Annotated in this window: 15 protein-coding genes and 4 pseudogenes; 14 read left to right on the plus strand and 5 right to left on the minus strand. The window is 39.5% G+C overall.

The window, feature by feature from the left end; translation table 11 throughout:
* Nucleotides 1-12 precede the first annotated feature (12 nt).
* Nucleotides 13-150, minus strand: coding sequence for a hypothetical protein (locus tag NYE65_RS15755; RefSeq protein ID WP_340861213.1), 138 nt, complete (start codon nucleotides 148-150; stop codon nucleotides 13-15).
* 111 nt (nucleotides 151-261) lie between these two features.
* Here NYE65_RS15755 and NYE65_RS15760 point away from each other — a divergent pair, with 111 nt between their 5' ends.
* The 5 genes from NYE65_RS15760 to NYE65_RS15780 all read left to right on the plus strand — a co-directional run bounded on the left by NYE65_RS15760 (nucleotide 262) and on the right by NYE65_RS15780 (nucleotide 4,402).
* A complete protein-coding gene (locus NYE65_RS15760; RefSeq protein ID WP_034306471.1) occupies nucleotides 262-447 on the plus strand; it encodes a hypothetical protein in 186 nt (61 codons plus the stop codon).
* A gap of 135 nt (nucleotides 448-582) precedes the next feature.
* Nucleotides 583-1,368, plus strand: a complete 786-nt coding sequence (gene pdaA, locus NYE65_RS15765) for a delta-lactam-biosynthetic de-N-acetylase (protein WP_445670418.1) — start codon at nucleotides 583-585, stop codon at nucleotides 1,366-1,368.
* Between the two features lie 122 nt (nucleotides 1,369-1,490).
* Entirely contained in the window at nucleotides 1,491-2,375 is an 885-nt protein-coding gene (locus NYE65_RS15770) for a DNA-3-methyladenine glycosylase family protein (protein WP_106027551.1), read from the plus strand.
* The gene (gene rlmD, locus NYE65_RS15775; protein WP_057278632.1) at nucleotides 2,372-3,757 is read left to right on the plus strand and encodes a 23S rRNA (uracil(1939)-C(5))-methyltransferase RlmD; all 1,386 of its coding nucleotides are present in this window, start codon (nucleotides 2,372-2,374) and stop codon (nucleotides 3,755-3,757) included. Before NYE65_RS15770 ends, rlmD begins: the two co-directional genes overlap by 4 nt.
* Nucleotides 3,758-3,874: 117 nt before the next feature.
* Nucleotides 3,875-4,402, plus strand: a complete 528-nt coding sequence (locus NYE65_RS15780; protein WP_034305651.1) for a YehS family protein — start codon at nucleotides 3,875-3,877, stop codon at nucleotides 4,400-4,402.
* 171 nt (nucleotides 4,403-4,573) lie between these two features.
* On the opposite strand, the pseudogene NYE65_RS15785 reads toward NYE65_RS15780, so the two are convergent.
* Nucleotides 4,574-5,478 (minus strand): annotated as a pseudogene (locus NYE65_RS15785) (3-hydroxyacyl-CoA dehydrogenase).
* A 194-nt stretch (nucleotides 5,479-5,672) separates the two neighbouring features.
* On the opposite strand from NYE65_RS15785, the pseudogene NYE65_RS15790 reads away from it, so the two are divergent.
* Nucleotides 5,673-6,433, plus strand: a pseudogene (locus NYE65_RS15790) (SDR family oxidoreductase).
* Nucleotides 6,434-6,949: 516 nt separating this feature from the next.
* Here the strand turns inward: NYE65_RS15790 and NYE65_RS15795 are convergent.
* Nucleotides 6,950-7,081: a hypothetical protein gene (locus NYE65_RS15795; RefSeq protein ID WP_340861214.1), complete on the minus strand. Its 132-nt coding sequence runs from the start codon at nucleotides 7,079-7,081 to the stop codon at nucleotides 6,950-6,952.
* 374 nt (nucleotides 7,082-7,455) lie between these two features.
* Here NYE65_RS15795 and NYE65_RS15800 point away from each other — a divergent pair, with 374 nt between their 5' ends.
* The 6 genes from NYE65_RS15800 to NYE65_RS15825 all read left to right on the plus strand — a co-directional run bounded on the left by NYE65_RS15800 (nucleotide 7,456) and on the right by NYE65_RS15825 (nucleotide 14,944).
* Entirely contained in the window at nucleotides 7,456-8,646 is a 1,191-nt protein-coding gene (locus NYE65_RS15800; RefSeq protein WP_098864650.1) for a glycine C-acetyltransferase, read from the plus strand.
* A gap of 45 nt (nucleotides 8,647-8,691) precedes the next feature.
* Nucleotides 8,692-9,651, plus strand: a complete 960-nt coding sequence (locus NYE65_RS15805; RefSeq protein WP_053533708.1) for an L-threonine 3-dehydrogenase — start codon at nucleotides 8,692-8,694, stop codon at nucleotides 9,649-9,651.
* A 332-nt stretch (nucleotides 9,652-9,983) separates the two neighbouring features.
* Complete coding sequence (locus tag NYE65_RS15810; RefSeq protein WP_034305642.1) at nucleotides 9,984-11,381, plus strand: amino acid permease; 1,398 nt, start codon at nucleotides 9,984-9,986, stop codon at nucleotides 11,379-11,381.
* 152 nt (nucleotides 11,382-11,533) lie between these two features.
* A complete protein-coding gene (locus tag NYE65_RS15815; protein WP_328176648.1) occupies nucleotides 11,534-11,827 on the plus strand; it encodes an RNA polymerase alpha subunit C-terminal domain-containing protein in 294 nt (97 codons plus the stop codon).
* A gap of 95 nt (nucleotides 11,828-11,922) precedes the next feature.
* Nucleotides 11,923-12,843 (plus strand): type I pantothenate kinase, encoded by a 921-nt coding sequence (gene coaA, locus NYE65_RS15820; RefSeq protein WP_268590847.1) that lies wholly within the window; start codon nucleotides 11,923-11,925, stop codon nucleotides 12,841-12,843.
* Between the two features lie 595 nt (nucleotides 12,844-13,438).
* Entirely contained in the window at nucleotides 13,439-14,944 is a 1,506-nt protein-coding gene (locus NYE65_RS15825; RefSeq protein WP_328176647.1) for a malate:quinone oxidoreductase, read from the plus strand.
* Nucleotides 14,945-15,260: 316 nt separating this feature from the next.
* Here the strand turns inward: NYE65_RS15825 and NYE65_RS15830 are convergent, their stop codons facing one another.
* Together NYE65_RS15830 and NYE65_RS15835 are read right to left on the minus strand one after the other, a co-directional pair.
* A complete protein-coding gene (locus NYE65_RS15830) occupies nucleotides 15,261-16,313 on the minus strand; it encodes a potassium channel family protein (RefSeq protein WP_340861215.1) in 1,053 nt (350 codons plus the stop codon).
* 151 nt (nucleotides 16,314-16,464) lie between these two features.
* A pseudogene (locus NYE65_RS15835) lies at nucleotides 16,465-16,629 on the minus strand (nucleoside recognition domain-containing protein); the annotation flags it as partial.
* Nucleotides 16,630-16,646: 17 nt separating this feature from the next.
* On the opposite strand from NYE65_RS15835, the pseudogene NYE65_RS15840 reads away from it, so the two are divergent.
* Together NYE65_RS15840 and NYE65_RS15845 are read left to right on the plus strand one after the other, a co-directional pair.
* Nucleotides 16,647-17,417: pseudogene (locus tag NYE65_RS15840) on the plus strand (YjiH family protein); the annotation flags it as partial.
* 517 nt (nucleotides 17,418-17,934) lie between these two features.
* A complete protein-coding gene (locus tag NYE65_RS15845; protein WP_057278641.1) occupies nucleotides 17,935-18,711 on the plus strand; it encodes a transporter substrate-binding domain-containing protein in 777 nt (258 codons plus the stop codon).
* Nucleotides 18,712-18,770 lie beyond the last annotated feature (59 nt).

Raw genomic sequence — 18,770 nt, forward strand, 5'->3', positions numbered from 1 at the left:
CTTTTGCATATCTTACTCTTTGATTTCCGGCAGTGGATCGATCCTTGATGGATCCTCCAAATTCAATCCGCTTTTCACAAAATGAACAAACACTCCACCACTTAAACCAAGACAACCAACAAAGCCAAGAGTGATAACCCATTCCAGCATTACATTCCCCCCTTGGTACATGTATATGAAAAAAAAGGCGAAAATTACCTCAGAAAAGTACAATCTTTTGGAATGGTCGCACATACATTAGAAGAGAAAGGAGGGATTTTCATGCAGAATAACTACATCTTATTCTTTTTCGCCATGATAACTGGTTTTGCTTTCATCCAACTTCCTGTGGCAAACACGATTTTCTCCGGTCTTGAAACATTCCTTGACGTAGTCGGAATTGTAATCGTTCTCATTTTCGCTATCGCCATTATTTGGAAGGCGGCACAAGCGCTATTTAAAGGATAAACAGAACATGGAGGCCTATCCTTTTCGGAGGAACGGCCTTTTTTTGATTTGCGGAGGGAATTCGACCTTCACAATATCATGCATATAAATCTCCATGTTCCAAACAATAAGAAAAAAGACATGGGGGATGTTCCAATGAAAAAAATGGTGATTTTATCCGCTTTTATATGCTTGATATGCTCTTTGGCCAGTCCAGCTTTTGCAGAATCCTATAATTGGGGATTCAATAAAGGGAAAAATGGTACACCTGCCGATGCCGGAAAAAAATTCAATGAAATGCTGCCTGAATATGAAGCGATTTATAAGGGGGATACAAAGAAAAAAGTCGTTTATTTAACCTTTGATAACGGTTATGAAAATGGCTATACGGCCCAGATTTTAGATGTTCTGAAGAAACATGGTGCTCCTGGGGCTTTTTTTGTCACGGGTCATTACTTAAAAACGGCACCTGAGCTTGTTGTCCGTATGGCCAATGAGGGGCATATCGTAGGAAACCATTCATGGAACCATCCGGATATGACCAGCGTGACGGACGATGTGATCCGCACCGAGCTTGAGCGGGTAAAAGAAGCAACGGAAAAATTAACGGGGCAAAAGGGAATGAACTATTTAAGGCCGCCTCGTGGCGTATTTAATGAGAGAACAATGAGGGTCGCAAAAAAAGAAGGGTATTACCACATCTTCTGGTCACTGGCATATAGGGACTGGATTGTAGATCAACAAAAGGGTGCCGCTTTTGCACATGATGAAGTGCTTAAGCAGATTCATCCCGGCGCGATTTTATTATTGCATACCGTATCGAAGGATAATGCGGAAGCATTGGACTCGATTCTGACGGATCTTGAAAAACAGGGGTACACTTTTGGTAGCCTTGATGAATTAATGATTGAGAAACAGTTGCCGAGCCGAATGCTTTATTAAAATGAGAAGCGGGTCCTGTCGTGATATTTCAGGTCCCGCTTTTATCCATTCTTCTCAATTTCAAGTAATATTTCAGGAAACATGCTATAATACGTGGAAAACTGCTAAAGGATGGATCGCTTGTGTGGACAGAAAAATTACAGGTTCAAGGACCCTATAATTTCGATCTTGTTCTCGAACGATTATCGTTGGACCCACTTCAGGTAGTTGATTTTACTAACAGGACGGTAAAAGTTCCGCTATATATAGAAAAAGAACCGATCGTTTTGCAGGTTCAGGCAATAGGAAATATCGATGAACCATCTTTTATCATCAAAGGTCAATCAGAGGTGTACAAGTCAAAAGCAATCGAACGGTTAAAAAAGGTTTTTCATTGGCATGAGCCATTGGAAGGCGTTTCCCGGCACTTCCGGGAATCCGATTTGCGGGAAATCTTCGAAGAGCACCGCGGTACTGCCATCGTCTTGGACTTCGATTACTACAGTTGCCTCGTGAAATGCATCATACATCAGCAATTGAACTTATCTTTTGCCCATACGCTCACGGAACGATTCGTAAAAACCTTTGGCTTCCAGATGGAAGGCGCCTGGTTTTATCCGACACCGGAAACAACCGCCCAACTACAAATCGAGCAATTGAGAGCCATTCAATTCAGTGGCCGGAAAGCGGAATACGTCATCGGACTTTCCGAGCAGATCATTCAGGGCCATCTCAACCTTGATATAATGGAAAAGCTATCCGATCAAGAGGTTATGGATACACTAATAAAAATACGCGGTATCGGTAGATGGACGGCTGAAAACTTCCTGCTTTTTGGACTTGGCCGGCCGAACCTATTTCCTAAAGCCGACATTGGCATTCAAAATGCCTTGAAAATATTATATGGCTTACCGCAAAAGCCAACCCAAGAAGAAATGGAGTCCTATAGTGTGAAATGGGCTCCATATCTAAGCTACGCTTCCCTCTATTTGTGGAGAAGCATTGAAAAACGGAGTGAAAAGAAATGACAAATATTCAAGATACAAAACTAGAAGTGAATCAAACCCTTCCCCTTACGATTAAACGGCTGGGAATTAACGGAGAGGGAGTCGGTTATTTCAAAAAGAAAGTCGTCTTCGTCCCAGGAGCATTACCTGGTGAGGAAATTGTAGCTTTGGTTACAAAGGTTCAGCCAAACTTCACCGAGGCGAAAATAAAAACCATCCGTAAAGAATCACCGCATCGCATTGCTGCGCCATGTCCGGTTTACGCTGAATGCGGCGGTTGTCAGTTGCAGCATTTGAGCTATGACCAGCAGCTTGTTGAAAAACGCGATATCGTCATTCAAGCGATGGAACGTCATTCAAAATTCCCAGTTTCTTCATTAAATATAAAAGAAACGATCGGCATGGAAGATCCTTGGAATTATCGCAATAAAAGTCAGTACCAAGTCGGCCAAAAAGATGGCAAGTTGATTGCAGGCCTTTATGGAATGAATTCCCATACACTGATCGATATCCCGAATTGCCTTGTACAGCATAAGGCAACGAATAAGGTAACACGTACAGTGAAAAAGATACTGAAGAACCTCAATATCTCGATTTATAACGAAAGAAAAAGAAAAGGTGTCATCCGTACTGTCATTACACGGGTAGGATTTGAAACAGGTGAAGTCCAGGTTGTCCTTGTTACGGGAGCGGAGGAAATTCCACAAAAAGATCAGTTGCTAAAACAAATTCGTGACCAATTGCCAGAAGTGAAATCGGTCGTACAAAACATCAACAACCGGGACACATCACTGATCTTTGGCGAAAAAACGATTCACCTGGCAGGCGAAAAAGTCATCAACGAAACATTGGGTGACCTATCATACGAACTATCGGCCCGTACATTCTTCCAGCTTAACCCGGTTCAAACTGTTCGCTTATATGATGAAGTGAAAAAAGCAGCAGCCTTAACCGGCACGGAAAAAGTGGTTGACGCTTATTGCGGTGTTGGAACCATTGGGCTATGGCTATCTGAAAACGCCAAGGAAGTCAGAGGAATGGACGTCATCAAAGAATCCATTGAGGACGCCAAGAAAAATGCCAAAAAACATAAACGCAACAATGTATACTATGAAACAGGCAAAGCCGAGAATATCCTTCCACGCTGGACCAAAGAAGGCTGGAAACCGGACGTACTGGTCGTCGACCCGCCAAGATCCGGCTGTGACCAATCTTTACTGCAGACAATCTTGAAAGTTAAACCGAAAACCATAGTGTACGTATCATGCAACCCGTCCACATTGGCGAAGGACTTACAAGAACTGGGCTCATCATATCGAGTGGAGGCCATGCAGCCCGTGGACATGTTCCCGCAAACGAGCCATGTGGAAGTAGTAACCTCATTGAAGCTGATTAAAGAATAAGCAGAGTGATCCGGGAATCTGTAAAAGGTTCCCGGATTTTAATCTGCGTTTATTTCCAACCATTTGTGAAATAATGAAAGTACTGTGAAAATCGAGAAATACATAGGAGGGTTTTGGATGCATAATCATGATATATTAATTCGATTAAGATATGCGTTGGATATTAAAAATAAAGATATGGTTGAGATATTTAAACTTGGGGAGATCGAAGTGACAATGGAAGAAGTCATGCAGATGCTCACAAAACCAAAAGATGATTATTATGATGAATATGAAGAATATGATGATTTGGATGAAGCTGATGATGGGGTAAACTGCAATAACATGATGCTAGAGTCCTTTTTAAATGGTTTGATCATTTTTAAAAGAGGGAGACAAGAGCCAAAACCTGGTCAGCCTCAAAGTCAGGCACCGGCTGTAAAGCATAAGGAAAGTGTAAATAATATCCTTCTGAAGAAACTGAAAATAGCATTATCATTAACCAGTGAGGATATGATTGATATTTTGGAAGAAGCAGGAGTCATGATAACCAAAGGGGAATTAAGTGCTATATTAAGAAAAGTGGGTCATAGGAATTATAAAGAGTGCGGAGATCGATACGCCAGGAATTTCTTAAAAGGATTAACTTTGAGATATAGGGGATAAGGGTTCGGTACTGTTTTTATCGTGTACATCATGATATTTAGGCCTTGATTTCGTGAAAAGTACTTTTCCGATTTCAGGGTCTTTTTCTATTCGAAGACATTAGGAAGTGAGAAATAATTTAAAAACAGAAGGCACCCCCAGGACACCCTCTGCATATTAAATACAAGTTCATTAGCCTCTTAAAAAGTCTGGTTTTGCGAAATTGGGGTTAGGATATTTATAGAAGCCTTCTCCTGCTTCTCTTCCGATTTTCCCTTTATCGATATACTCCGTTTTCAATAAGTTAGCCAGCTTTTCAACTTCTGGATCACCTGTCGCTTTCGCTTTTGCTAGTGAAATATTATAAGCGGTATTGATTCCTACCACATCTAAAATGGCGAAAGGTCCAAGAGGTGCTCCTGTTGCGACCATCCAAGTTTTATCGATGGTCTCCGTATCAGCCACTCCTTTTAATAAGAGCATTTGGGCAGCATCCAAAAGAGGAACCAATAAGGAATTCAATATATAGCCTGGCTGCTCTTTATGTAAAGGCAAAGGAACCATTCCAATCGCTTTTGCAAATTCAATCACTTCCTCGAACACTTCATTATCCGTTCCAGGATGTTTCATGATTTCTGCGGTATTGTTTTTCCAGATTTCATTAGCGAAGTGTAAAGCCAGAAATTTTTTTGGGCGGCCTGTCGCTTCGGCAAATTGGCTTGGTAATAATGTAGAAGAGTTTGTAGCGAAAATGGTTTTTTCAGGAGCGACTTTTCCTAACTCTGTGTAAAAATCCGTTTTGATTTGAATCACTTCCGGAATCGCTTCAATCACAAGGTCAGCTTTGGCAACTGCCGCAGATAAATCACTGTGGAAAGATATGCGGGCATAAGCAGTATTAAGATTTTCCTCTGTAGCTCCTATGTCTTCTTTAGTATGGCTTCAAATTAATGATCCTATCTTTTGCACGTTCTAATGCTTCATTATTGATGTCATAAACTGACACGTTGAACCCTTTGAATGCAGTTTGAAAATGCGATCTGACTTCCTAAAACGCCGCTGCCGGCAATCGTGATATTTTTATCATGCTTGGCCATTTCTCCTTTATTTCTCTGAATATCTCTTCTTGTTAATTATGCACTTAACTTGAATATAGATGCAGGAATAAACTTGAAATAGTTTTTTTCCCCTTTTAAAAGAACGGATAAACACGCATATAGGCAGACCATTTTAAATGGTTTATACCATTCTTTTATGGGAAGAAGAGACATAGAGAAGCTTGATAGGAGGAATGAAAGATGGTAAAACAATTTTCATTACTTGAGCGGGCAGCGGGCTTGGAAGAGGTGCTGCACTCGGGTTAGCAAAGCAGGGGCATCGTGTAATTGCCACAACGGAAATCACCTCCCAGAAAACGGATCTTATGAGGGAGGTGCGGGAACGGGGCTTGGATATAGAAGTCTTCAAATTGGATATTACAAATGAACGTGATCGAGCAAGAATTGATAATCATGACTTTGATGTATTTGTTGCAAATGCGGCGATCAATGAAGGAGGGCCGCTCGGAGAAATGCCGATGGACCGATTCAGGGCGATCTTCGAAGTGAATGTTTTCGCTACACTAGAATCCGTTCAGTATGCTGGAAGAAAGCTGGTCAAAAAAGGAAAAGGGAAAATCGTGTTCTTAAGTTCAATGGCTGGGATCATAACGACACCATACGGCGGCCCGTATGCAGCAACCAAACATGCCATCGAGGGAATGGCATTAACCTTAAAGGATGAGCTGGAGGAGTTTGGGGTGCAGGTTGCGACCATCAATCCGGGAGCATACAATACCGGTTTTAACGACAGGGCAGCAAGGAATTTTACAAGAGCAGATGATCTGAAAAAGCAATAAAAGGGATTAAAAAACCAATTCGATCCGGAAGATATGATAGAAAAGATGATCGAAATCATCCCGGCTGACCACCATAAATTCCGTACTTTCATCCCGAGAAATCGGAAAAACAGATGAAGGAGACCGAAAAGAAACGGTGGGACATGGAAATCTGATTTATGGGGAGCATTATTGTCATAGGATTAGTGCAGTAGAGGAGTAGTTTTGTTAGTTATGCATCGATTGTGGACAAGGAAGAGAAATAGGGAAAATCCTTATTCTTAGCCCCTTTATCCCATTCTTTTGCATGACTTTTTTGTTTTTTGGACGTGAGATTAAATACAATATCCGAGCTGATCATCAGCTCATTTTGTATTGTTGTAATGGACTTAAGCGTCCATTAGTACAATGTAAAACAGACAAAAAAGAGGATAATTAATCCCCTTGCTGACTATGGGCGAATTGGAAGAACTCGGGTTTGCCTGCGGTTTTTATCTTTAAAAAACAATCCAGTTGATTGGAGCGGGTGAACGGGACTCCTGCTTAAAAAAGCGACCCCTCAGGCGCAAAGCCCACCAAGGAAAGCGATTGCCTGGGGAGGGAAATAAGCCCCAAAAACAGTTCATGATCAGGAATGAACCATTCTGAACTTCCTTTTGTCAACAAACTGAAAGAGGGTTTCTCCCCTTGGTTTACTTGTCTTCATTTGTATGTTCATCAGGTTTTTGGATGATTTCTTTTAATTCTCCAATGTCACCTTTTGCATTGATAATCTCAAAAATCTCATTTAGGCCTTCTGAGGTTTTTTCATCTTCCGTTTTCACTATACCCCTCCTTAATTAGGTTAATGGTTAAGGTCTCCAAAAAACCAGTAGATATAACATCGTTTGCCTTGGAAAATTGATGAAATTCTCTTCGTATTTTCATTGATATAAACGCGTTTTAGGCGGATGTTGATTGTAAGAACTACAAAAATTCAAATTTTTTTGTCCGCACAATATGGACAACATTAAAATTATCCATTATTATGATTGTTATAACACTTAGTATAAAGGGATTTGCACTAATACTGTGTGTATTTTTGGAGAAGACACGTGTATTTTTGGAAAAAAGGAAAAAAATACAATATTTTTAAAATAGGTGTAAAACATAAAAAAATCCTGCATTTATTCCAACCATCAATAAGGGGGTATATTAAATGTCAAGTGAAATATTAAATGAATTTTTGAAAGAAAATTTGGAAGATTTAAAAGAAAAGGGACTTTACAACGTTATTGATCCAGTGGAAGGTGCTAATGGTCCGGTTATCACGATTGCGGGCAGGGAGCTAATTAATTTATCATCCAATAATTATTTAGGTTTAGCAACAGATAGACGATTAATAGAGGCTTGCATAGAAGCGACGAAAACATATGGTGTCGGTGCAGGTGCCGTTCGTACGATCAACGGAACGTTAGATATTCATGTCAAATTGGAAGAAAAGCTCGCCGAGTTTAAGCATACAGAAGCAGCCATTGCTTATCAATCTGGATTTAACTGTAATATGGCAGCGATTTCAGGAGTGATGGATAAAAATGATGCCATTCTTTCAGATGAACTGAATCATGCTTCAATCATTGATGGATGCCGACTATCCAAGGCGAAAATCATTCCCTTTATCCATTCCGACATGGATGATTTACGGACAAAAGCACGTCAAGCAAAGGAGTCCGGATTGTATAACAAGATCATGATCATTACCGACGGAGTGTTCTCGATGGATGGGGATATAGCCAAACTTCCTGAAATTGTGAAGATTGCCGAAGAGTTCGACTTAATTACGTATGTTGATGATGCGCATGGTTCGGGTGTATTAGGTAATGGTGCAGGAACGGTTAAGCATTTTGGGTTATCGGATAAAGTGGATTTCCAAATTGGAACATTATCCAAAGCCATTGGTGTTGTGGGGGGCTATGTAGCAGGAAAGAAAGATTTGATTGATTGGTTAAAGGTGAGAAGCCGTCCATTTTTATTTTCAACGGCTGCCACACCGGGAGCAGTTGCAGCTAGCATAGAAGCCATCAATATTTTGATGAATAGCTCAGAACTTCAAAATAAGCTTTGGGAAAATAGCGATTACTTGAAAAAAGGCCTAAAAGAAATAGGGTTTGATATCGGGGAGAGTGAAACACCGATCACGCCTTGCATTATAGGTGATGAAGCAAAAACGCAGCAATTCAGCAAGAGGCTGAATGAAGAAGGTGTGTATGCTAAATCCATCGTATTCCCTACCGTTCCAAAAGGTACAGGAAGAGTGAGGAATATGCCTACTGCGGCTCATACAAAAGAGATGTTGGATAGCGCATTGGCCATTTATGAAAAAGTAGGAAAAGAGATGTCGATCATATAAGTAGATTGCTTGTTTCAGAGTTTAAAACATGGGGAGGGATTTTTGATGAAAAAGGTCTTGGTAACGGGAGCTTTAGGTCAAATTGGTTCAGAACTGACTCTAAAAATGAGAGAGGTTTATGGAGCTGACAATATCATTGCGACAGATATCCGAAAAACGGACAGCGATGTTGCTCAATCAGGTCCATTTGAAGTTTTGGATGTTACGGATGAAAAAGCGATGTTTAACATGGCAAAAAAACATGAAGTGGATACGATTATACATTTGGCCGCTTTATTGTCGGCAACAGCTGAAAAGAAGCCGCTTTTAGCTTGGCACTTAAACATGGGCGGATTGGTCAATGCTTTGGAAACGGCACGAGAACTCGATTGCCAATTATTCACACCTAGTTCCATTGGTGCGTTTGGTCCAACCACTCCTAAAGATTGGACACCGCAAGACATCATTCAACGGCCGAATACGATGTACGGCGTGAATAAAGTATCCGGAGAGTTATTATGTGATTATTATCATCATAAATTTGGGGTTGATACGAGGGGGCTTCGATTCCCGGGACTGATTTCGTATGTCACGCCTCCTGGCGGCGGAACTACCGACTATGCAGTTGAAATTTACTATGAAGCGATTAAAAACAAGCGATATACTTCTTACATTGATAAGGGAACGTATATGGACATGATGTATATGCCGGACGCTTTAGCTGCCATCATTGCTTTAATGGAGGCAGATGCTTCAAAATTGAAACATCGGAATTCTTTCAATGTTTCTGCCATGAGCTTTGATCCGGAGCAAATTGCAGCCGAAATTAAAAAGCATATACCGGAATTTGTCATGAATTATGAAGTCGATCCTGTAAGACAATCCATTGCAGACAGTTGGCCAAATACAATTGATTCAACATGTGCAAAGGAAGAGTGGGGATTCAAGGCGGAATATGATTTGGAGAAAATGACCAATGATATGTTGTTAAAGCTGAGATTAAAGTCCCTTTTGGTAACAGCGTAATAAACCTGCCAGCCGAATAAAAGAGTTGCAAAACTCTTTTATTCGAGTTATTTTATACAGGGGAATTTTTACGTTTAAGGGGTGAACTTGTTATAACCGGTAAAAAGTAAGCGCTTTCTATGGCACCTCGGACAGAATAAAGAATTAACATGAAAATGGAGAGTAATCTTTCTAACTGTCAGGAATGCTTAAAAGTGAAGAGTGATTTTATGAGGCGGCTTTAAGAAAGATTAAATAAAGTGGTGCCTGCTATATCATTTCTATACTAAATAGGGAGTGTATTAAGCATCTTGCATAAAATTTCGACTATTAGTAGTATAGGGGGAAATGGAATGGCAAACAAAGATTTGAATAGGGACTTGAAAGGTCGTCATATTCAGATGATCGCTTTGGGCGGAACGATTGGTGTCGGTTTATTCATGGGTTCAGCCAGCACGATTCAATGGACAGGTCCGTCTGTAATGTTAGCTTATGCGATCTCTGGTTTATTTATATTCTTGATCATGCGCGCAATGGGGGAAATGTTGTACTTAGAGCCAAGTACAGGTTCATTTGCAACATTTGGTTATAAGTACATTCATCCATTGGCAGGGTATATGACAGCTTGGAGTAACTGGTTCCAGTGGGTTATCGTCGGGATGGCAGAAATTATTGCAGTGGGGACGTACATGCAGTATTGGTACCCTGATCTCCCTGCTTGGATTCCAGGTTTAATTGCAATGGTGATTCTTGGAGCAGCGAACTTAATTTCCGTTAAGTCCTTTGGGGAAATTGAATTTTGGTTTGCACTGATTAAAATCGTAACGATTATTTTAATGATCGTTGCAGGGTTTGGACTGATTTTCTTTGGGATCGGTAACGGTGGGGAAGCCTTAGGGTTATCGAATCTTTGGGAACATGGCGGTTTATTTACAGGTGGCTGGAAGGGCTTCTTCTTTGCTCTCTCACTGGTGGTTGCCGCTTATCAAGGTGTAGAATTAATCGGGATTACTGCTGGTGAAGCAAAAGATCCGCAAAAAACGATAACCAAAGCGATTCAAAGTACCATTTGGCGTATTTTAATCTTCTATATCGGTGCGATCTTCATTATTGTAACCGTTTACCCTTGGGATCAATTAAGTTCGATTGGCAGTCCATTTGTTGCGACCTTTGCGAAGGTTGGTATCACGGCAGCAGCCGGAATCATTAATTTTGTCGTAATCACGGCTGCAATGTCTGGCTGCAATAGTGGTATTTACAGTGCAGGACGCATGCTTTACACATTAGGGATGAATGGACAAGCGCCAAAGTTCTTTGCAAAAGTATCTAATAGCGGTGTCCCTTTATTCGGTACGTTCGGAGTGATCGTCGGTTTAGCGATTGGGGTTGTTTTAAGTTATATTGCACCAGAAAATTTATTTGTGCATGTATACAGTGCGAGTGTACTTCCTGGAATGATTCCATGGTTTGTCATTCTGATCAGTCAAATTAAATTCAGGAAGGTCAAAAAAGCTGAAATGCACAATCATCCATTCAAGATGCCGTTTGCACCTGTTACAAACTACCTGACCATCGCTTTCTTGATCATGGTATTGATCGGTATGTGGTTTAATGATGACACACGTATATCTCTTATGGTTGGAATAGGTTTTCTGGCTATCGTAGCAATCAGTTATTTCGCTTTTGGAATAGACAAGCGTGTACAAGCAAATGCTCAAACAGAGGCTAAGAAGGAGGACAAAGTGGGTTAATCCATCATTCACTTTGCGTTTTGCAAAGGGTTGCTGCGGCAGCCCTTTTCCAATGAAATTAATGATAAAATGGATTAAAATGGTTGCTTCATTGTGAAGGGTGAACTTTTTATGTTTGGACTTAAAATTCAGAAGAAAAGGAGAAATTGACAATGACCACTTCAAAGAAGAATTTGAGGACTTGCAAAAAGGGACACAAATACTATAAATCCAGCGAATGTCCGACCTGCCCTGTATGTGAGCAGGAACGAAAACCTGATACAGGATTCCTTTCAGTGCTCTCGGCACCTGCCAGACGTGCATTGGAAAGCAATGGGGTAACCTCTTTACAACAGCTATCAGCATATAGTGAAAAAGAGATTTTGAAATTTCACGGTATGGGACCAGCTTCTTTACCGAAACTTAGGGAAGCTTTGGAGACAGGTGGGTTATCATTCAAAGCTTAATCAATTTAGTGAATAAGGGATCAGGAACTTCTTTTTTATGGACATCATCCTTGTTAAACTGATAGTAACTCTAAAAAGTGAGGTAACGAAAAATCATGAGTTCCTATACTCCCTATTTTGAATTCAATCGAAAAAAGTGGGCATCTTTGCGAAACCATACCCCTCTTCCTTTAACTGAAGGAGAATTGGATAACTTAAAAGGAATAAATGAAGAAATATCCATTCAGGAAGTGGAAGAGGTTTATTTGCCCTTGACCCGTTTGATCAATTTACATGTTGAGGCATCTCAGCAGCTTAACACAGCCACTTCTTCATTTCTAAAAACTGATGCTAAAAAAGTACCTTATATCATTGGGATTGCAGGGAGTGTTGCTGTAGGAAAGAGTACGACTGCAAGGTTGCTTCAGACTTTATTATCCAGATGGGATAATCACAGAAACGTAGGTCTTGTCACTACCGACGGTTTTTTGTACCCAAATGATCTTTTAGAAGAAAAAGGATTGATGAAAAGAAAAGGGTTTCCTGAAAGTTATGATACCCAAAAATTAATCAATCTTATCGGAGATGTAAAAGCGGGAAAAAATAAAGTGGAAGTTCCAATCTACTCACATTTGAAGTATGACATTTTACCAAATGAAGTGCAGACGATCTGTAATCCGGATATTTTAATAGTGGAAGGTGTTAATGTTCTTCAAGTTGACAAGGAAAATCAAGTATTCGTCAGTGACTTTTTTGATTTCTCACTCTATGTAGATGCAGATGTTAACGACATAGAGCGGTGGTATGTCGAAAGGTTCCTTTTACTTCAAAAGACTGCATTTCAAAGTCCCGAATCCTATTTCCATCGTTATATTGACTTTTCTAAAGAACAGGCCATAAAAAAAGCGACTCAAATTTGGGAAGAAATTAATTTGAAAAATTTACATGAAAATATACTGCCGACAAAAGGACGGGCAAAACTCATCTTGAAAAAAGGGTCGGAACATAAAGTTGAAAATATCTTTTTGCGAAAATAAGAGAAATAATGTTTTTTTGTAATAGCAATAAGTTAAGAAATTATATTAATGAGGGACTATGAGATAAGTCTTAAAATTAAGAATATTACCGGTGATATTACCTTATACTGGTTTAATTTTCAGTAATTATTGGTATTGTTATAATATCTAATAATTGGGTGGAATTTATGATACTAGTTAAAAAGTTAAGAGTTTAGCAATTTCAGGAAGGTCATAGTTTTTTAGGGGAATGGTTACAGAAAGTTCTAATTTTCCTTCTGTTTTTGTCAATAAATGTGTATTTTCCTGGCTTTTTTGAATCTGTCAATATTATTTCACTAACAGTTTCTTCCTTCAATGATGGGGAGTTGCTGAAGAAATCTTTTAATGCGACTATCGGGGCGGATAAGTTTAAGCTAATTTCTTTTCAAAATCAACATTTTAACAAAAAAAGTAATAGTAGAATATTTTAATCTATGAAATAATAATAATAGATTATGATATAGTTATAAGGAGACAGAAAAGGTGTGTTCCTAGTTCGTGCCGGGCTTTTTTTGACACCTAAGCAGGAGCGCCTACATCTTTTTTGCAAATATAGGGGATAAGGAAGGTTATAATGAGCAACATACAGAAACAAACAGACGTTATCTTAATTGGCGGCGGAGTCATGAGCGCGACTTTGGGATCATTACTGAAAGAGTTAGCACCGGAATGGGAAATCAAAGTATTTGAGAAGCTTGCAAACGCAGGAGAAGAAAGCTCTAACGAATGGAATAATGCGGGTACGGGACATTCTGCGCTGTGCGAGCTTAACTATACATCCGAAAAAGCTGACGGATCTATAGATATTAGCAAAGCAATTAAAATAAATGAACAGTTCCAAGTTTCATTGCAGTTTTGGTCGTATCTTGTAAACTGTAAGCTGATTGATAATCCGCAAGACTTTATCATGCCATTGCCTCATATGAGTATGGTGCAAGGGGATAACAATGTAGCGTTCTTAAAGAAACGTTTTGAAGCGCTGTCCAAAAATCCTCTGTTCCAAGGTATGGAGTATTCCGATGACCCAGCAAAACTGATGGAATGGATTCCACTTATTATGCAAGACCGTCCATCGAATGAATCTATAGCGGCAACAAAAATTGATTACGGTACAGACGTTAACTTCGGTGCTCTGACACGCATGTTGTTTGACCACTTAAAGACTCAAAACGTCGATATCAAATATAAACATAGTGTTGATAATGTTAAACGTGCCAGTGATGGCTCTTGGGAATTAAAAGTGCGTAATGTCGATACCGGTAGCGTAGAACGTCATAATGCTAAATTCGTCTTTATCGGAGGCGGGGGCGGAAGCTTGCATTTACTGCAAAAATCCGGCATTCCTGAAGGGAAACATATCGGAGGATTCCCGGTAAGTGGATACTTCATGGTATGTAATAATCCGGAAGTTGTTGCACAGCATCATGGGAAAGTATACGGAAAAGCTAAAGTTGGTGCACCACCAATGTCTGTTCCGCATCTTGATACACGTTTTATCGACAATAAAAAATCGTTGCTATTTGGACCATTTGCGGGCTTCTCACCGAAGTTCTTAAAAACAGGTTCAATGTTCGATTTAATAACTTCCGTAAAACCGAATAATGTTTTAACTATGTTGGCGGCAGGTGCAAAAGAGATGCCATTGACAAAATACTTGATCCAGCAAGTTATGTTATCGAAAGAACAGCGCATGGAAGAGTTACGAGAGTTCATCCCGAACGCTAAGAGCGAGGATTGGGATTTAGTAGTAGCTGGCCAACGTGTACAAGTTATCAAAGATACTGCTGAAGGCGGTAAAGGTACACTTCAATTTGGTACGGAAGTTGTAAGTGCATCCGATGGCTCTATTGCAGCATTGCTAGGTGCTTCTCCAGGGGCTTCTACTGCTGTTCACGTTATGCTTGAGGTAATTAATAAATGCTTCCCGCAACGCATGAAAGAGTGGGAACCGAAAATTAAAGAAATGATTCCTTCTTATGGAGAGTCACTGATGGAAAATACAGAGCTTTTGCACGAAATTCAAACTTCAACATCAGAGACGCTTGGTCTGAGCAAAAAAAAAGAGCTAGTTTATAGTTAATTTTTGGATATCGAAGCATCATTGAAATTAAAAACAACAGAACCTTTAATCGATCTTTGATTGAAGGTTCTTTTTTTGTTTTAAAGCTTATTCAATTAAGGATGCATATTTGTAGGCAAGTTGATTGGGAACGAGATGCACTCGCTTTCCGCAGGCGATCCACCCTCGGCTTGCGCCTTCGGGGTCTCCCCTAGACTCGCTTTTCTAAGCAGGAGGCCCGAACACCCGCTCCAATCAACTTAGTTTTAACTTAAATAAAACCCTTTTGCCTACAAACTGAGGGATGCTATTATAGCATCCCTAAAGATTTCTGATTCTAATGTATTTTTGAATTTATTTTGGAAATGGTCTCTTTATCGCAAATAATGAAAAGCTGTGCATCATCAGGAATTCGTGCATCTAATTTTTGGTTTATGTTAAGATCACCGCGATCTGCTACCAGTGTGGCCCCTTTATTAAGAAGGTCCATGAATGCATCTCGATAGGTTCGCCATTCATCTTGTTTAGAAATCTCATACATCGCCTCTTCATACTTTGAGCTCATGAGTTCTGAATACATGTGAGTGACTCCATGAGAAAATAATGATCGTACTGCTGCGTGGGAGATCATTTCTTGTGTAGGAATAAACTCATCCACCTTTACACGCTCAAATAAACGAATATGCTTTTGATTGATTACCTCAGCGGTGACGTGTATTGGCGTATTGGTTTTTTCTTCAATGGACGTTATGGCAGTGGCAACTAATAATGTCTTTCCATCGACAAGTAACGGATCCTTTGTAGCATAATTATCTTGTGTTATTTGGTCAGCAAAAATGATAACGCCTTTTGCTTTAGGCAGATTTGCACGGAGTAATGTTTCTTCATCGGTGGCATCCCCGCGAACATAAAACAGACGCTCCTCCATCATGGGTGATTTTTCCAGGTTATCAATGATAACAATATCAATGGTTTCATCAGATTTAAAAATTTCTTGAATTGCTGATTTTGACTTTTCACTCCATCCAATCAGAATGATATGATTTTTACCTGTATATTTCATTTTTCCACCAACTTTACGTTTTTCGATAAGATATACAGATTTAATGATTTTTCCAATAATAAGACTAACAAGCCCAATACCCGTTATGTATAGACCGATGGTAAATGCTTTTCCAAGATCGGTGACCGGTGCATAGTCACCAAAACCAACCGTAGCAAGCGTTGTAAGAACCCAGTAAACTGAAGTTAAATATGATTCGAACGTCTGTGGCTCTATAGAAAAAGCAATATATGCTGCAACTAATATGTATAAAATGGCAAATGGTATAAAGATTTTCCCTCTTAATTTAATCAGGTAATATATTATTTTTTTTACCTTAATTCTCATCATACCCATCCTAGTTATAAAGTCATCGTCGATTGAATTATATTTCCCCAATTTAACTGATAAATAAACGTAAGTGTATGAACTATTTATTCCCAAGTTAGGAGCAAAAAAGCATATAAATGAAAGTTTGGTTGGATGTGTGACGTTTAGCTCTGTTTCTTATGCATAAAAGGGGCAGGAACATTCCTGCTAAATTAGCAACCATATCAACAGCTGAACGCCCCGGCGTTTTAAATATCGGCCTCATGATCGGCTGCATCAGTACACCTGAAAATTCGAGAAGCCCGTATCCAATGAGCAGCGCCAAAAGGAACGACAAGACCTACAGGTATGAGCTATTCCATTGGTATGCTTATTACGAATCGACTATATAAAGAAGGAAAATACACCTTTAAAGAAGCAGCTATTATTGCAACTGGCTTTTCAACGGTTTCAGCAACGTTTATGATCGTTGTAGCAAAAACCCTCGGGCTTATGGACCTATGGTCGCTTTTCTTTTGGGTTTCTTTAGCGATCACGTACCTTGCCATTACCGTACGTATTTGGCCAATAAATAAAATGAGCGACGAATATTATTCGGATAATGCGGACCCAGAAGAAGTTATCAAAGAAGGACTTTTCCGAAGTGTCTGGAACAGTGCGATGGTAGGAGCAAATAATTAAGTAAGTCTTGGCAGAAACTTATGGGAAAACTTAAAGGACGGTTGTCTTATGACAATGAGCATTATGCCGTCCATTTTATCCATTGGTCTCATCAGCCTTGTATTAGCGGAGTACACTTCAGTATTTAATTTACTTGGCTATCTTTTTTACCCATTTACCTGGGCATTGCAAATACCTGAACCATTTTTGGCTGCAAAAGCTTCAGCTATAGGAATTGCAGAAATGTTCCTGACGGCGCTTCTTGTAGTTGATGCACCACTGGTAACTAAGTTCATCATTGCCGTGGTTTCTGTTTCATCCATATTGTTTTTTTCAGCGACGATACCTTGTATCCTATCAACAAAAATCCCGATCAGCATTACGAAGTTGATTGTTATCTGGTTTGAACGGACACTCATCACGTTAATTATGACGGCACCCATCGCAATATTGCTGCTTTAGTGCAAATCAATGAATCTTAATTCGATCACAAATCGAACGGATGCGTTCGTATTATAAGGTCGACTAGTAAAAATTACTGGTTGGCCTTTTTGATAGAAGTAGACATGGTAGGACTCACGGTTGTGCGGGACATTTGAATCAGGGGGAGTGGAGGCGGAAAAACAATTCCTATATTCTAGTTTAAAAGGATCAAAAGTTAATTGATTTAGTTTTTTTCTTATCCAACTAATGGGGCATCTCCTATTAGGGATGACCAAAGGAACCCTGGTGAGTACCACCCTCCAATGGTCTTGTTTTACAGGTATTGATGACATGATCGGCTATTTTTATCGAGAAGGATCCCATAGCCTTTTTGTGTTTTCCATCACTGTAACAATATTAGGAAAAACGTCCATAAAAATTATTTAAAGAAAATAATATTTATTCTAAAAATTCATATTATAATACTTTATTCTTATGCTATATTATAGGGAGAATTATTTATTATCACGTATAATTAAGAATTGGAGTGATTTAAATGAAGAAACTTGGTTTATTGAGTATGTTTTTGATTTTAACTATCTTTATCTCGGCTTGTGGAACCAATGAAGGAAAAAATGCAGGTGAGGAAAAGAAACCTGAAAAGGTATATAAAGTTGGTGTGGATACGACTTATCCTCCTTTTGAATTTAAAGAGGGGAACGACTATAAAGGTATCGATATCGAATTGATCAATGCAATCGCGAAAGACCAGGATTTCAAAATCAAATTGTCTCCAATGGATTTCGGTGGAATCATTCCGGCTATGCAAGCCAATCAGCTTGATGTGGCCATTGCAGGAATGAGCATTACAGAGGAAAGAAAAAAGGTAGTGGATTTCTCAACACCGTATTTTGATGCAGGGTTAACAATAGTTGTTAAGAAAGATAATACAAGCACTAAAACCGTTAAGGATCTTAAAGGAAAAACCATAGCAGTGAAAAAAGGAACAACAGGTGCTAAATATGCACAGGATAATGCTACGAAACTGGGGATCAAAGTTGTTCAATTCAATGATAGTCCAGCGATGTTCCAGGAAGTGGCCAACGGTAATGCGGATGCCCTTATAGAAGATTATCCTGTCATCTCATATGCAATCGCCCAAAAAGATCTTGGGTTGAAAATCGTAGGTGACCGTTTGAATGGTGACCAATATGGAATTGCTGTATTGAAAGGGCAAAACGGGGATTTATTGAAAAAAATAAATGATGGTCTTGCCAATCTTAAAAAAGACGGCACATATGATGAAATTATAAAAACGTATCTTGGTGAATAAGGTTAATAAACAATGGATTAAAGCTCATTAGGCGCGCTTATGGCGCGCTTTCTTTTTCA

The organism is Peribacillus sp. FSL R5-0717 (assembly GCF_038002945.1).
GTDB lineage: Bacteria > Bacillota > Bacilli > Bacillales > DSM-1321 > Peribacillus > Peribacillus frigoritolerans.

Excerpts from the sequence above, each read along its gene's own strand:
- NYE65_RS15815 (WP_328176648.1), top strand. The coding sequence starts at position 11,534 with ATGACCACTTCAAAGAAGAATTTGAGGACTTGCAAAAAGGGACACAAA.
- NYE65_RS15830 (WP_340861215.1), bottom strand. The coding sequence starts at position 16,313 with ATGAGAATTAAGGTAAAAAAAATAATATATTACCTGATTAAATTAAGA.
- NYE65_RS15755 (WP_340861213.1), bottom strand. The coding sequence starts at position 150 with ATGCTGGAATGGGTTATCACTCTTGGCTTTGTTGGTTGTCTTGGTTTA.
- pdaA (WP_445670418.1), top strand. The coding sequence starts at position 583 with ATGAAAAAAATGGTGATTTTATCCGCTTTTATATGCTTGATATGCTCT.
- NYE65_RS15760 (WP_034306471.1), top strand. The coding sequence starts at position 262 with ATGCAGAATAACTACATCTTATTCTTTTTCGCCATGATAACTGGTTTT.
- NYE65_RS15825 (WP_328176647.1), top strand. The coding sequence starts at position 13,439 with ATGAGCAACATACAGAAACAAACAGACGTTATCTTAATTGGCGGCGGA.
- NYE65_RS15845 (WP_057278641.1), top strand. The coding sequence starts at position 17,935 with ATGAAGAAACTTGGTTTATTGAGTATGTTTTTGATTTTAACTATCTTT.
- NYE65_RS15800 (WP_098864650.1), top strand. The coding sequence starts at position 7,456 with ATGTCAAGTGAAATATTAAATGAATTTTTGAAAGAAAATTTGGAAGAT.
- NYE65_RS15805 (WP_053533708.1), top strand. The coding sequence starts at position 8,692 with ATGAAAAAGGTCTTGGTAACGGGAGCTTTAGGTCAAATTGGTTCAGAA.
- NYE65_RS15810 (WP_034305642.1), top strand. The coding sequence starts at position 9,984 with ATGGCAAACAAAGATTTGAATAGGGACTTGAAAGGTCGTCATATTCAG.
- coaA (WP_268590847.1), top strand. The coding sequence starts at position 11,923 with ATGAGTTCCTATACTCCCTATTTTGAATTCAATCGAAAAAAGTGGGCA.
- rlmD (WP_057278632.1), top strand. The coding sequence starts at position 2,372 with ATGACAAATATTCAAGATACAAAACTAGAAGTGAATCAAACCCTTCCC.
- NYE65_RS15780 (WP_034305651.1), top strand. The coding sequence starts at position 3,875 with ATGCATAATCATGATATATTAATTCGATTAAGATATGCGTTGGATATT.